Source organism: Cobetia sp. Ld8 (assembly GCF_045066615.1).
Taxonomy (GTDB): Bacteria; Pseudomonadota; Gammaproteobacteria; order Pseudomonadales; family Halomonadaceae; genus Cobetia; species Cobetia amphilecti.
In genome coordinates this window covers 31509-45899 of sequence record NZ_JBISHF010000005.1, presented here as the reverse complement: position 1 = coordinate 45899, position 14391 = coordinate 31509, and the positions used below count along the sequence as shown (strand labels likewise).

General features: G+C 64.8%; 11 protein-coding genes. 5 read left to right on the top strand and 6 right to left on the bottom strand.

The window, feature by feature from the left end; translation table 11 throughout:
- Positions 1 to 93: 93 nt before the first annotated feature.
- From trmD to ffh, 4 genes are all read right to left on the bottom strand, one after another.
- Entirely contained in the window at positions 94 to 846 is a 753-nt protein-coding gene (gene trmD, locus ACJJV2_RS00820; protein ID WP_043336440.1) for a tRNA (guanosine(37)-N1)-methyltransferase TrmD, read from the bottom strand.
- A gap of 25 nt (positions 847 to 871) precedes the next feature.
- A complete protein-coding gene (rimM, locus tag ACJJV2_RS00815; RefSeq protein WP_082388946.1) occupies positions 872 to 1438 on the bottom strand; it encodes a ribosome maturation factor RimM in 567 nt (188 codons plus the stop codon).
- A gap of 7 nt (positions 1439 to 1445) precedes the next feature.
- The gene (gene rpsP / locus ACJJV2_RS00810) at positions 1446 to 1697 is read right to left on the bottom strand and encodes a 30S ribosomal protein S16 (protein WP_043336448.1); all 252 of its coding nucleotides are present in this window, start codon (positions 1695 to 1697) and stop codon (positions 1446 to 1448) included.
- A gap of 223 nt (positions 1698 to 1920) precedes the next feature.
- The gene (gene ffh, locus ACJJV2_RS00805) at positions 1921 to 3366 is read right to left on the bottom strand and encodes a signal recognition particle protein (RefSeq protein WP_405277708.1); all 1446 of its coding nucleotides are present in this window, start codon (positions 3364 to 3366) and stop codon (positions 1921 to 1923) included.
- Positions 3367 to 3750: 384 nt separating this feature from the next.
- Here ffh and ACJJV2_RS00800 point away from each other — a divergent pair, with 384 nt between their 5' ends.
- The 3 genes from ACJJV2_RS00800 (at position 3751) to ACJJV2_RS00790 (ending at position 7478) form a co-directional block, all read left to right on the top strand.
- The gene (locus ACJJV2_RS00800) at positions 3751 to 4548 is read left to right on the top strand and encodes an inner membrane protein YpjD (RefSeq protein ID WP_153636634.1); all 798 of its coding nucleotides are present in this window, start codon (positions 3751 to 3753) and stop codon (positions 4546 to 4548) included.
- 99 nt (positions 4549 to 4647) lie between these two features.
- Positions 4648 to 5925, top strand: coding sequence for an HlyC/CorC family transporter (locus ACJJV2_RS00795; RefSeq protein ID WP_043336457.1), 1278 nt, complete (start codon positions 4648 to 4650; stop codon positions 5923 to 5925).
- Positions 5926 to 6242: 317 nt separating this feature from the next.
- Complete coding sequence (locus ACJJV2_RS00790) at positions 6243 to 7478, top strand: multidrug effflux MFS transporter (RefSeq protein WP_405277703.1); 1236 nt, start codon at positions 6243 to 6245, stop codon at positions 7476 to 7478.
- 122 nt (positions 7479 to 7600) lie between these two features.
- On the opposite strand, the gene ACJJV2_RS00785 is transcribed toward ACJJV2_RS00790, so the two are convergent.
- Both ACJJV2_RS00785 and ACJJV2_RS00780 read right to left on the bottom strand, forming a co-directional pair.
- Positions 7601 to 9493 carry an MFS transporter gene (locus tag ACJJV2_RS00785; RefSeq protein ID WP_405277700.1) on the bottom strand — a complete coding sequence of 631 codons (1893 nt, stop codon included), beginning with the start codon at positions 9491 to 9493 and terminating at the stop codon, positions 7601 to 7603.
- Entirely contained in the window at positions 9490 to 10134 is a 645-nt protein-coding gene (locus ACJJV2_RS00780; protein WP_043336466.1) for a TetR/AcrR family transcriptional regulator, read from the bottom strand. The genes ACJJV2_RS00785 and ACJJV2_RS00780 overlap by 4 nt, the downstream gene beginning before the upstream one ends.
- Positions 10135 to 10429: 295 nt before the next feature.
- On the opposite strand from ACJJV2_RS00780, the gene ACJJV2_RS00775 reads away from it, so the two are divergent.
- A complete protein-coding gene (locus ACJJV2_RS00775; RefSeq protein ID WP_405277696.1) occupies positions 10430 to 11140 on the top strand; it encodes an SOS response-associated peptidase in 711 nt (236 codons plus the stop codon).
- Positions 11141 to 11280: 140 nt separating this feature from the next.
- On the top strand, positions 11281 to 14265 hold the full coding sequence (locus ACJJV2_RS00770; protein ID WP_405277693.1) for an insulinase family protein: 2985 nt from the start codon (positions 11281 to 11283) through the stop codon (positions 14263 to 14265).
- Positions 14266 to 14391 lie beyond the last annotated feature (126 nt).

The following is a 14391-nucleotide window of genomic DNA, read 5'->3' as shown; positions in this document are numbered from 1 at the left end:
GCCACGGAACTCCCGCAAGATGACTCCGGGCCGTGCCGCACCTCCGCCACGGTGGCGGCCTTCTCCTGACAGCGAACTTTCGGTTCGCAGCGGTCAGGCCTTGCCTTTCCGGGCGTGCTGCGCGATGAACTCGTCGAGCAGCTTGCGCTCCTCACGAGTCAACGTGCGACTCTCCAGCAAATCCGGACGCCTGAGCCAGGTACGTCCCAGAGACTGCTGCAACCGCCAGCGCTTGATCAGGGCATGATTGCCACTGAGCAGAACATCCGGCACCCGCTTGCCGTCGATGACTTCAGGGCGGGTATAGTGCGGACAATCGAGCAGGCCATCGGTGAAGGAATCCTCCTCCGCGCTGGCTTCATGCCCGAGTACGCCCGGCACCAGGCGTGCCACCGTATCGATCAGGACCATGGCCGGCAGTTCCCCGCCAGACAGGACGTAATCGCCGATCGACCACTCCTCGTCGATCTCCTCTTCCACCACGCGCTCATCAATGCCTTCATAGCGTCCGGCCACCACGATCAGACGCTCTTGCGTCGCCAGTTCGCGGGCACCGGCCTGATCCAGCTTGCGGCCTTGCGGGGAGAGATAGATCACACGAGCGTTGTCACCGCCAGCGGCGCGGGCGTCACGAATGGCGCCACGCAGGGTCTCGACCTTCATCAACATGCCGGGACCACCGCCGTAGGGACGATCATCGACCGTACGGTGCCTGTCGGTGGCGTAGTCGCGAGGATTCCAGAAATCGACCTCGAGCAGGCCCTTGTCGACCGCTCGGCCGGTCACGCCACTGGCGGTAATCGCCGTGAACATTTCCGGAAACAGGCTCACTACACCAATCCACACAGGCGTCAGCTCTCTGTGCTTAACATCAGAATTCGGGATCCCAGTCGACGCTCATGCGCCCAGTGGTGAGATCCACATCGCGAACCACCTGATCGGGAAGGTACGGCACGAGCCGTTCCTTCTCATCGATGCTGTCGTCGTTCGGCTTTATCACCAGAACGTCGTTGGCACCGGTTTCCATCAGGGTGCTCACTTTCCCGAGGCGCTGGCCATCCAGCGTTACCACCTCGAGACCTTCCAGTTGATGCCAGTAGTACTCACCGACTTCCAGCTGCGGCAGGTGCTGCTTGGGCAGGAGAATCTCCGCCCCGGCCAGCTCCTGTGCTGCTTCGCGACTGTCGATACCTTCGAGCTGTGCCACCAGGCCCTTGCCATGGCGACGTGCCTGAGCGAGGCGGGCGGGAATCTGCTTCCCGTCCAGCTTCAGCATCCAGCCAGCGTAATCGAAGATGCCGTCAATCGGGCTGGTGTAGGAATACACCTTGAGCCAGCCTTTGACGCCATAGGGGCTGGTAAGCTTCCCCATTACCACGACATCATCGTCATGCGATGACGCTGCGGTCGGCTGCGGGTTGTTCGGTTGAGTAGGCATCCTGGAATCAAGCCTGCTGCTTGCCAGCTTCCTTGATCAGCTGAGCGACACGGTCAGAGACCTGTGCGCCCTGCTGCTGCCAGTGAGCGACGCGCTCGAGATCGACGCGCAGACGCTCTTCCTGGCCGCGAGCGACCGGGTTGAAGAAGCCGACGCGCTCGATGAAGCGGCCATCACGGGCTGTGCGGGAATCAGCCACAGCGAGGTGGTAGAAGGGACGCTTCTTGGCGCCACCACGTGCCAGACGAATGGTAACCATTGCGTAATCTGTCCTTCGTGTTGAAGTGAAAATCGTGCCACAGAACTCGTCTTCGCATGGAGGGTCCACACGAAGAGGCGACATTCTACGGAAATTGGCAAGCCTTGGAAACCTTTTTCCAAGGCCATACACACGCTCCGCGACACGGGACGTGCCACGGAGCGCAATTCCTGGTGTCAGCGCCCATGTCTCATCAGCGCTGCATCGGGCATCGGGTCAGCAATCAGCGACGCGGGAAGCGTCCGCCGCCCATGCCGCCGGGGCCACCCATACCGCCCATGCCACCCATACCGCCGGGGCCGCCGGGGCCGCCAGGACCACCGCCACCGCCCATCATGCCGGACATGCCACGCATCATCTTCTGCATGCCACCTTTCTTGCCGGCCTTCTTCATCATCTTGGCCATCTGCTTGTGCTGCTTGAGCAGACGGTTGAGGTCCGGCACCTGGGTACCGGAGCCCATGCAGATGCGGCGCTTGCGCGACCCATTGATGAGATCCGGGTTACGGCGTTCCTTGGGCGTCATGGAGTTGATCATCGCCTCGAGCTTGCCCAGCTCCTTCTCGCTGGCCTGGCTCTGGGCGACTTCCGCCAGCTGACCCATGCCCGGCAGCTTGGACATCAGGCTGCCCATGCCACCCATGTTCTTGAGCTGCTGGAGCTGGTCACGGAAGTCCTCGAGATCGAAGCCCGAGCCCTTCTTGACCTTGTTGGCCAGCTGCTCGGCCTTGCTCTTGTCGACGGTGCGCTCGGCTTCCTCGATCAGCGACAGCATGTCGCCCATGCCGAGGATGCGCGAGGCGATCCGGTCCGGGTGGAAGGGTTCGAGGGCGTCGACCTTCTCCCCCATGCCCATGAACTTGATCGGCTTGCCGGTGATGTGACGCACGGACAGGGCCGCACCGCCACGCGCATCACCGTCGGCCTTGGTCAGCACGACACCGGTCAGCGGCAAGGCTTCATGGAAGGCCTTGGCGGTGTTGGCGGCATCCTGACCGGTCATCGCATCGACGACGAACAGCGTCTCGTCGGGATTGACGCTGCGGTGCAGGGCGGCGATCTCGTCCATCATGTCGGCATCGACATGCAGGCGACCGGCGGTATCGACCAGCACCACGTCGTGGAACTGGATACGCGCGTGCTTCATCGCCGCTTCGGCGATGGCCACCGGCTGCTGGGAGGAGTCGGAGGGGAAGAAATCGACCCCGACTTCCTTGGCCAGCGTTTCCAGCTGGTCGATGGCGGCCGGACGATAGACGTCGGCCGAGACCACCAGCACCTTCTTCTTCTCGCGCTCGCGCAGGTAGCGTGCCAGCTTGGCGACGGTGGTCGTCTTGCCCGCACCCTGCAGGCCTGCCATCAGGATGACGGCCGGACTGCCCTTGAGCGTCAGGCCTTCATTGGCTTCGCCCATGATCGCTTCCAGCTCCTGCTGGACGATCTTGACGAACTGCTGGCCCGGCGACAGGCTCTTGGACACTTCCTGACCGACGGCACGTTCGCGCACTCGCTCGATGAAGGCCTTGACCACCGGCAGCGCGACATCGGCTTCAAGCAACGCCTTGCGCACTTCGCGCAGGGTGTCCTTGATGTTGTCTTCCGTCAGCTTGGCCTGGCCGGTAATCGACTTCAGCGTATGCGACAGGCGATCACTCAAACTTTGAAACATGGGCCTCTCCGGCTAGGGACGTCTGGGGTCCGCGCTGCGGGGACGAGGGCGTAAGCCACCTCGTGACCGGCGCACGGCATGACGCCCCAGCGCGTGAATGGTTATCCTGTCGCGCATTATACGCACAGGGCGGCCGTGTCTCCATGCATGCAAGACTTGCAAGTCGCCATCCTGGCGATGACATGCATGAAGGAAGCAGCGCCGACAATCGTCATGCAATGCGGAGTCTGTCGCCGCGCAGGCCTCATCGCCCGCGAGAGCACGCGACAGGACACCGCGAGTGGATGCAATCCCGGCGGCGCATTCGGTATAGTCTCTGCAGATAGACAGTGCCTCATGCGAGGCCTGATCTCCCGCTACCCTCCGGCACCTGGACAACAGCACATGCAGGCTCTGCCTTTTGCCTTTCTGGCCATCATCTTCTATCTCGGCGCCGGCCTCTGGCAGGGCCTTACCCTGACACGCCGCGTCCCGGCACGCACGCGTCTGGTGCGCAGTCTGGCGCTGATCGCCGTCGCCTGCCATGCCGTCATCGTCTGGGTCACGCTCAACCACGGTGGCGCGCTGCACCTCGGACTGTTCGAGAGCGCTTCGCTGGTCAGCTGGGCCATCTGCCTGCTGCTGGTGACCGCCAGCCTGTTCAAGCCGGTGATCGCCGGGGGCGCGGCGCTGTTCCCGGTCGCCGCCGCCTGCGTGCTCGGCGTGATGAACCTGCCGAGCGCCACCACCGAGAACCCGCTCTCCCCCGGTCTGGTCGCCCACATCTTCACCTCGGTGGCGGCGCTGGCCTTCTTCAGCATCGCGGCCATGCAGGCCGGGCTGCTGTCGCTGCAACAGCACGCGCTCAAGAAGCGCCATACCCGCGGCATCGTCCAGGTACTGCCGGCACTAACCAGCATGGAACGCGCGCTGTTCGAGCTGATCTGGGCCGGCATGATCCTGCTCAGCGTGTCGATCATCAGCGGCACCATCTATCTGGACAACATGTTCGCCCAGCATCTGGCTCACAAGACGGTGCTCAGCCTCGGTGCCTGGATCATCTTCGCCGTGCTGCTGTTCGGGCATCACGTGCTGGGCTGGCGCGGCCAGCGTGCCGCCCGCTGGACACTGGGCGGCTGCCTGGTACTGGCGCTGGCCTTCTTCGGCACCAAGTTCGTGCTGCAAGTGGTATTTTCCCACTAAGCCCTGCCACCCCGACAGAGATCGCTCGCTGCGCCTGATGCATTGCAGCGAGCGTGTCAGTATCATGCGCCTAAATCCGCCACCGAGGACCCTTCACTCTTGAGCGACGACACCCCGTTGGGGCTGCTGTTCGGCCTACTGGTCATCCTGATCATCCTGTCTGCCTTCTTCTCGAGTTCCGAGACCGGCATGATGTCGATCAACCGCTACCGTCTCAGTCACCGCGCCAAGGGCGGTGAGCGCGGCGCCAAGCGTGTTACCCGCCTGCTTTCCCGTCCGGACCGCCTGATCGGCGTCATCCTGATCGGCAACAACTTCGTCAACAACCTGGCCGCCTCGCTGGCGACCATCATCGCGATCCATTACTTCGGTGATGTCTCGGGCCCGGCCGTCTCGACCGCCGTGCTGACCATCGTGGTGCTGATCTTTGCCGAAGTGACGCCCAAGACCATGGCCGCCGTGAACCCGGAGCGCATCGCCTATCCGGCCTCGCTGGTGCTGGAACCGTTGCTCAAGCTGCTCTACCCGCTGGTCTGGCTGGTCAATGGCATCTCCAATGGCCTGCTGCGCCTGTTCGGCGTGCGCGATGTCAGCGGCGGCGCCGACAGCCTGACCCGCGACGAGCTGCGCACCGTGGTCCACGAAGCCGGCAGCATGATCCCGCGTCGCCACCAGGGCATGCTGCTGTCGATTCTCGATCTCGAGAACGTCACCGTCGATGACATCATGGTGCCGCGTCAGGAGATCTTCGGCATCGACCTGGACGATGACCTCGACATAATCCTCAGCCATATCCGCGCCAGTCAGCACACGCGGGTGCCGGTCTACAAGGGCGACATCAACAACATCATCGGCATCCTGCACCTGCGCAACGCGGCGCGTTTCCTGTCGCTGGACGAGGTCACCAAGGCCTCCATCATCCAGGAAGCCCGCGAGCCCTACTTCATCCCGGAATCCACGCCGCTGCACACCCAGCTGCTCAACTTCCAGAAGCAGAAGCGCCGCATCGGCATCGTGGTCGACGAGTATGGCGATGTGCAGGGGCTGGCAACGCTGGAGGACATCCTCGAGGAGATCGTCGGCGAGTTCACCACCGATGTCGCCGGTACGCATCAGGAGATCCACCCGCAGGACAACGGCAGCTACGTGATCGAAGGCACCGCCAACATCCGCGAGATCAACAAGGCCATCGGCTGGCAGCTGCCGACTGACGGCCCCAAGACGCTCAACGGCCTGATTCTGGAACATCTGGAATCCTTCCCGGATGCCCCGGCCAGTCTCGCCATCGGCACCACGCGCATCGAGATCCAGCAGGTGAAGGACAACCAGATCACCTCGGCACGCTGCTGGCAGGCGGCTCGCACCACGCGCAGCTGACGCCCACCCGCATTGCCACGCAGCACGGCACTCTCGACGACAGGCCCGCCAATTGGCGGGCCTGTCGCGTCTGGGGCACGGCAACTCGCCCAGGTGCTCATTTGCAGGTACTCATTTGCAGGTGCTCAGACACAGCTGCTCAGGTGCAAGAACCAGCTGCAATACGGTGTTGCAGACCACGACACGCAAGCGGCCCGAACCCACGCTATGCTGTGCGCGTTCGCGCTGCCCGCCAGCGCCAGACGTCACGGACCTGCGCCAGAGCAGGCTGACTCACCGCTCCCCCTGCAATGCCCCACAACCTTCGAATGGCCCTCATGACTTCAGCTTCCGCCCCAACGACGACACCCGCCCTGCATCGACAACCTCACTTCACCGTGCTGCTGGCCCTGATGGTGGCGCTCGCCCCGCTATCGATGGATGCCTTCCTGCCCGCTATCCCCGCCATGGCCGCGGAATTCGGTGTCGATCACTCCCGTCTCGGTCTGACCATCACCTTCTTTTTGGCCGGCTACGCCTTCGGTCAGCTGAGTGGTGGCCCGCTGTCGGACAGCCTGGGCCGTCGCCCGATCGCGCTGGGCGGCATCGTGCTGTTCTTGATCGCGAGTCTCGGCTGCGCCATGACGCATAGCCTGGAATGGCTGATGGTCTTCCGTGTCCTGCAGGGGATCGCGACCGGCATGACCGGCGGCGTCTCTCGCACCGTGGTGCGCGATGTCGCGACCGGCAAGGACGCCGCGCGCCTGATGACCAACGTCATGATGGTGCTGATGGCAGCACCGCTGGTCGCCCCCAGCCTCGGCGCTCTCATCCTGGCACTGAGCACCTGGCAGATGGTCTTCATCGGCCTGGCCGTCTATGGCGTGATCGCCGGAGTCGCCATTCGCCAATGGCTGCCGGAGACCCTGCCTGCCAGCGAGCGTTCACCGCTCAGCCTGCGCGGCGCATTGGCCAGCTATCGCACGGTACTGACCACGCGCGGCGTCCCCGGGCACCTGATGCTGCTGCTGTGCGGACCCGGCATCATGTTCACCTTCCTGACCAACGCGAGCTATCTCTATCAGGGCGTGCTGGGGCTGAACTCCGGTGAGTTCGCGCTGGCCTTCGGCGCCAATGTCGGCGCGATGCTGATCGGCAACCGCCTCAACCACTTCGGCCTCAAGCATCTGCGCACGCGCAAGCTGGTTCAGGTGGCGCTGTGCATGCAGGGGATCGGCATCACCTGGCTGATCTCGCTGGTCATCACCGACAACGTCCAGGTCGCCACCCTGATTCCGGGCATCCTGTTCGTGCTGGGCGCCGGCGGCATGATCACGCCCAACGTGATGGCCGACTACCAGTCGCTGTTCGCACGTGGCCATGGTGCCGCCAATGCCATCTCCGGCACGGTGCTGTATCTCGGCGGCGGTCTCTATGGCGCCCTGGCCAGCCTGTGGCTGAGCGGCGATGACATGCTGGCGGTGCCGCTGGTCATGCTGGGCGCCTGGGCCATCGGCGGCTTCGGCTTCTGGGTCACGCGCCACACCGCTCCCTCCGAGCAGTCCAGCGACTGACGCGACGCCGCGCTCACCACCAGTGGCTATCTGCTGGTCGCCAGAACGTGAAATGCCGCCCCTGCCTGACGATCGTGTCGGCATTGGCGGCATTTTCATGCAGCACTAAAAAAATTGAAGGGCTAGCGGGAGCGCGCCAGCCGTGTCGCCTTGCGATGCAGATCACGCACCGCCTCTTCGAGCTCCACCGCCTTGGTGCCGACAGGGTCAAAGGTACGCCCGACGCACAGCTCTACCCGCCCGCGCAGGCGCCGCGGAAACTTGGCGAAGGCAGGCCCGCCGCCGTGGGAAAACCAGGAGCCCCACAGACCGCCCAGCGCCATCGGAATCACCGGCACCGGATCACGCGCCAGAATCAACTCCAGCCCGCGCCGGAAGCGACCGACCTCACCGTCACGCGTCAGCTTGCCCTCGGGGAAGATCATCACGACTTCTCCCTCGCGCAGCGCCTTGCCGACTTCCTCCAGCGAGCGGCGAACGCCGGCCGGGTCCTTGCGCGAGGAGTCCACCGGAATCGCCCCGGCGATGCGGAAGAACCACTTCAGCCACGGCGAGTGATAGATCTCGGCATCCATCAGGAAACGCAGCGGGCGTGGACTGGCCCCGCCCAGAATCAGCGCATCCATGAAGCTGACGTGATTGCACACCACCAGCGCCGCCCCTTCCGCCGGTATCCGCCAGCGCCCCTTGAGGTGCAGGCGATACATCAGATGGATGAGGATGAAGATATTGAGGCGCAGGAAGGGTCGCGGGTCACGCAGCATGCAGACCACCGCGATCAGCCCGCTGATCAGGGACAGCAGCAGCAGGAAGTCCGGGATATCGCGCCCCATCACGCCCAGCACCAGAATGCCGGCACCGGCCGACAGCACCATCAGCAGGGCATTGAGCACGTTGTTGGCCGCGATCATGCGCGCGCGGTGATCTTCAGGACTGCGGATCTGCAGCAGGGTGTAAAGCGGCACGATATAGAGGCCGCCGCCGAAGCCGATGACACCGAGATCCAGCCACATGCGCCAGAAACCGGCGATGCCCAGCAGCTCGATCAAGGGCGTGGCCATCTGTGCCTCGGCCAGTGCCGGGCGCAGGGCAAGATCCACCCCGCCAGCGAAGATGATCAACGCGCCGAAGGGCACCAGTCCCGTCTCGAGACGCCCGCGCGAGACACGCTCACAGGCCAGCGACCCCAGCCCGATACCGATGGCAAAGGCCGCCAGCAAGGCAGAGGTCGCCCCTTCAGCCCCATGCACGATATCGCGCGCATAGGCCGGCAACTGCGTCAGATAGCTGGCGCCGAGGAACCAGAAGGCACTGATGCCCAGCAGCGCCCAGCGAAGCCGGCGATTGCTCAGCCCTTCACGCATCACCGCGATGCTGCCGGAGAGCGGACGCCACGGCACGGGGCCGGGCGAAGCGGAGGGGGCCGGCGGAATCTTGCCGGCCGCCATCACGCCCAGAAGGGACAGGGAGACCAGCGACGCGGACAGCGCCCAGCGTGCCAGCTCGCCGCCCAGTGCCATCAAGGCCGCGGCGGCAAGGGTACCGATCAGGATGGCGAGGAAGGTGCCCAGCTCGACCCAGGCATTGCCGCTGACCAGCTCATCCGGCTTGAGGTGCTGGGGCAGGATGGCGTACTTGACCGGACCGAAGAGCGCCGACTGGGTGCCCATCATGAACAGCAGCGCCAGCAGCAACTCCCAGGCTTCGAAGATCAAGGCGCCGGCCGCCACGCTCATGGTGGCCAGCTCCAGCCACTTGAGTCGCACGATCAGGCGCTGCTTGTCGAGGCGATCAGCCAACAGGCCGCCCCAGGCGGAGAACAGCAGAAAAGGCAGGATGAACAGACCGGCCGCCAGGTTGTTGACGATGCCGGTGTCCCAGCCCCGCTGCTCGATGACCACGAAGGTCATCAGCAGCAGCAAGGCGTTCTTGAACAGATTGTCATTGAAGGCCCCGAGGGCCTGGGTCCAGAAGAAGGGCGCAAAGCGGGGTCGCCGGAGCAGTTCTCGACTCATTTGCCAGCTTCCGTGGCATCCCCCGCACACGCAGCCTCGCTGCGTACCTTGAGCCCCGCCAACATGGTGTCCAGCAACTGATCGAGCAGCTCCGTCACTTCCAGTGGCTGCCCCTGCCAGAGTCCCAGACGCTCGTTCATGCCCAGCTGCACCAGACCGTGCACGCTACCCCACAGCGTGCGCGCCATGCGCTTGGCCTCGACGGACTCGACGCGTGGGGCGTACTCGACCAAGGCCCCCTCCACACGTTCGAACAGCCCTTCGATCATCGCGTTCTGACGCTGGTCCAGCTCCCCTTCCTGCGCGAGCGGGAAGTCGAACAGCAGCTGCCAGCGGTAAGGGTCGCGCTGGGCGAAGCCCCAGTAGGCGCGCGCCAAGGCCTTGAGGCGCTCCGAAGGACTCGGCGTCTCCTGTCCGGCTATCGCATCGCGCAGCCTGTCCAGCGTCGCCAGATTGACGTGCTGGAGCAGGTTGCCGAAGCTGCCATAAAGCTTGAGCAGGGTGCTGGGCGCACAACCGACTTCGCGAGCCAGGTTGCGCAGAGACAGGGCGTGAACGGGCTGCTCTTTGAGCCATTCATCGCAGGTCTCCATTACCCGCGCATGCAGCGCTTCCGGTGCATGCTGACGTGGACGGGCCATCGAATTCCTCTGATGCTTGAGATGCGTTACCGCGTAGCGAATCTGACGCGGTGTGTGTTCGGACAGCACGGGTGGGCAAAGGGTTGCGACGCCTTGCGGGCATCTCTTGGAGCACCCCGTATCGGTCATTGAATCGAACAGTGTTTCCGTCCAGCATATCGAGACTGAGCACAAACGCAAGCACCACCAAGGTGTGGCATGCTGGCATCCGTGGCGTGCAGCGCGATCCACACCCCATCTCAGGCAGCAGCTGCCGCTGCATGTTCCCTTCGCCTCATCGCCTCAAAGGATTCTCGTGGCCGGTCGTCTGTATATCCCCCCCTACCCCGCTGACCTGCCCCTCGACGAACTGTTCGGGTCGCTGGCGACTCCCGCGCTCGAACGCCAGTTGCGCAGCGAACTGCTGGTCAGCGCCAATCGCGCCCCGCGCATGCCCGCCTCGATGCTGCGCCTGGAAGGCCCCCGCCTGCGCCTGGTGCCGGCACTCTGGGGCCTGACACCCAGCTGGCTGGAGATCATGGACCACGCCCCGCACGTGGCGCGGGCAGAGTCGCTGGAAACGCGACGCATGTTCCGCGAGTCGTTCATCAGCCAGCGGGCACTGATCCCCGTCGGCGGTGTCTATGTGTGGAAGGAACAACCGCGCATGAAGCAGCCGTTTCTGGTCACGCACCCGACCCGCGCCCCGCTGTTGCTGGCCGCCCTGTGGACGCGCCACTTCAGCGCCCCCCTGATGGAGGGGCTGCCCCCCGAGGGTCGCGACAGCTTCGCGCTGATCAGTGTCGAGTGTGCCGGGGTCACGTCACGCCTGACCGATCGCATGCCCGCCGTGATTGCGCCGCATCAGGTACGCGACTGGCTGAATGCCGAGACGCCGCTGGAGACGGTACGCAGCATGCTGACGCCGAACGCCAGCCTGGCCGCCTTCCCGGTCGCACGCCTCGTCAACGACCCCGAGCATCAGGAGTGGAGCGTCGCGCACCCCACCGGCCCGATGCTGACCTGAATCCGCCTGCGCCGACGGCACGTATCGAGGATGGCGGCACTGCATCGCTCTACCGCCTCGCGCGCATGTTCGCCCAATGAGAACCATCACCGAGTCAGCGCCACCTGCCCGAGCAGCGGTGGCATGAATCAGGAGAGAAGATGTCACTGCCTTCAGGATTTCGCCCTCTTGCACTGAGCACGGCCATTGCCGCCATCGTCATGAGTGGCCTGGCGCCGGCCATCAGCCATGCCGATACCCGCCCGGCTTCCGCGCCCGCGTCGTCCCTCGCGCCGGCCGCCAACTCCGCCTCAAGCACGGCGCCCGCCAGAGCCGAGCAGGCCAGTCCCGTCATCAAGAGCGAGAACGACCAGCGACTCTATCGCAGCCTGACCCTCGACAACGGCCTCAGGGTCCTGCTGGTCAGTGATGCCAAGGCCGACAAGGCCGCCGCCGCCGTCGATGTCGAAGTCGGCAGCGCCCAGGACCCCGACGATGTCCCGGGGCTGGCACACTTCCTGGAGCACATGCTGTTCCTCGGCACCGATCGTTATCCGAAGCCGGATGCCTACCAGGACTTCATCACCAAGCATGGCGGCCAGCACAACGCCTTCACCGCCAGCCAGGACACCAACTACTTCTTCGACATCGACCCGGATGCCTTCGATGAGGCACTGCCGCGCTTTGCACGCTTCTTCGTCGCCCCGCAGTTCAATGCCGACTACGTGGATCGCGAGCGCCATGCGGTCAATTCCGAGTATCAGGCACGCCTGCAGGACGATGGCCGGCGCATCTACGAGGCTGTCGAGGCGGCCCTCAACCCGCAACACCCCTTCAACCGCTTCAGTGTCGGCAGCCTCGAGACCCTCAAGGACACCGAGGCCGGCAGCCTGCGCCAGCGACTGGTCGACTTCTATCAGGCTCACTACGGCGCCAACGTGATGCGCCTGTCCCTGGTCGGGCCGCAGTCGCTGGAAACGCTCGAACAGCTGGCACGCGACAACTTCAGTGATGTGCCCGACCGCGGGCTGTCGCGCCCCGAGATCACCACGCCCCTGGCCAGCGGTGACGAGCTGCCGGCACGCCTCGAGGTCAAGGCGCTCAAGCAGGAGCGCAAGCTGTCGTTCATGTTCCCCATCGACGACCCGATTGCCCACTACCGCTCACAGCCGGTCAGCTACCTGGCCAACCTGATCGGTCATGAGGGCGAAGGCAGTCTGCTCGCGGTGCTAAAGGACAAGGGCTGGGCAGATGGCCTCTCGGCCGGCGGTGGCCTCAGTGATGGCGAGCATGCCCTGCTCAGCGTCGACATCAGCCTGACCCCGGAAGGCGCGCAGCATCAGGCGGAGATCCGTGCCGCGCTGTTCGACTATCTGGCGCTGATCCGCGCTGAGGGCATCAACGACTGGCGCTATACCGAACAGGCACAGCTGGGCGAGCAGAGCTTCCGCTTCCAGCAGCGCAGTTCGCCGGTCAATCTGGCCAGCAATCTGGCGATGATGATGACGCGCTATCCGATCGAGGACGTGCTGGCGGCGCCCTACCTGATGCAGGACTTCGATCCGGACCTGATCAAGGACACCCTCGCTCGTCTGACACCCGACAACCTGCTGGAGGTCTACTCCGGCCCACAGGTGGAGGGGGATCAACAGGGCGAGTGGTTCAAGGCGCCCTACACCCTGACGCGCCTGACGGCGGATGCCACTGCTCAGACCGCCGGCGGCGACCCCCTTGCCAGCCAGCTGGCGCTGCCCAGTCCCAACCCCTATCTGGCCAAGGACTTCCGCGTACTCGACCTGCCCGACGCCAAGCCGAGTCAGTTGATCGATGAGCCCGGTGCCGAGCTCTGGTATCAGGGTGATGCGAGCTTCGGCGTGCCGAAGGCCGAATGGCGCTTCGGCCTGCTCAATCCCGACGTCAGTCGCTCGGTGGATGACCAGGCCATGAGTCAGGTGCTGGCGGCATGGCTGAATGACAGCCTCAACGCGCGTCTGTATCCGGCACGTCTGGCCGGGCAGGATGCGCTGGTCTATGCCCATGGACGTGGCATCACCCTGCAGTTCAGTGGCTGGCGCGATGGTCAGCAGCCGGAAATGCGTGAAGTGCTCGACCAGCTGGTGAATGGCGAGATGGCCCCCGCCACCCTGGAGCGCATCACTCAACGCCTGCGTCGCAGCCTGCAGAACCGCGTTCAGGCACCGCTCTACACGCGCCTGGGCCGCAGCCTCAGTGAAACGCTGGTCGGCCTGCCGAGCACCGCCGCGCAACAACTGGCGGCCCTGGACAAGATCGACGCCCAGTCACTGGACAGCTTCCGCAAGCGCTTCCTTGCCAAGCTGCACGTGCAGGCGATGGTGACCGGCAATCTGACCGCCGACCAGGCCCGCGAGACCGGCCAGCTGGTGATCAACGGGCTTGCGCCGCGCATCACGCGCGAGGCGGTGCCAGACCTGGAAGTGCGTCAGGTCACACAGCACACGGTACTGCGCCCGGACAGCACACGCGGCGATGCCGGCGCCCTGCGCTACCTGCAGGGCAAGGACCGCACGCTGCAGTCCCAGGCACGCATCGCGGTGCTGGGTCAGCTGCTCGAAGCGCCCTTCTACAGCCAGCTGCGCACCGAGGAGCAACTCGGCTATATCGTCTCCGCACGCTATTCGCCCATGCTGGATGCGCCGGGGCTGAGCCTGCTGGTGCAGTCGCCATCCAAGGACAGCAAGACGCTGTTTTCGCGCATGGATGCCTTCCTCACCCGCTTCGACAGCCACGTGCAGTCGCTGGATGAGGCCGCGCTTGCCAGCTACCGTGACGCCGTCGTCGACAGCCTGACCCAGAAGCCCCGCAAGCTGTCCGAGCTGGCAGCGCGCAACTGGAGCGAGCTGAGCTTCGGCTGGACAGGCTTTGACCGCCGCCAGCAACTGGTCGCGGCCGTCGAACAGGTCAGCGCGCAGGATATCCGCGCCATCTGGCAGCAGCTGAATGACTCCAGCGCGCTGGAACTGGCCTTCGACCCCGGCACGCCCAGCGACTTCGACCAGCGCCTCACGGAACTGGACCTGCCGCCGCTGCCCGAGGCGCCGCGCGCCGAGACAGGCGCGACCCTGGCGGCACCCTCAGCCGAGGCCAGCGGCAATGCTCAGCATTGAGTCTCGACGGCCCGCCAGCGGCTTGACGGGCAAACAAGGCGCCGATCCTCACCGGATGGGCGCCTGAAACGACAAGACCCCGACGAGGTGCAGTTCAATAACCGCGTCGGGGTCTTGTTCATTCAT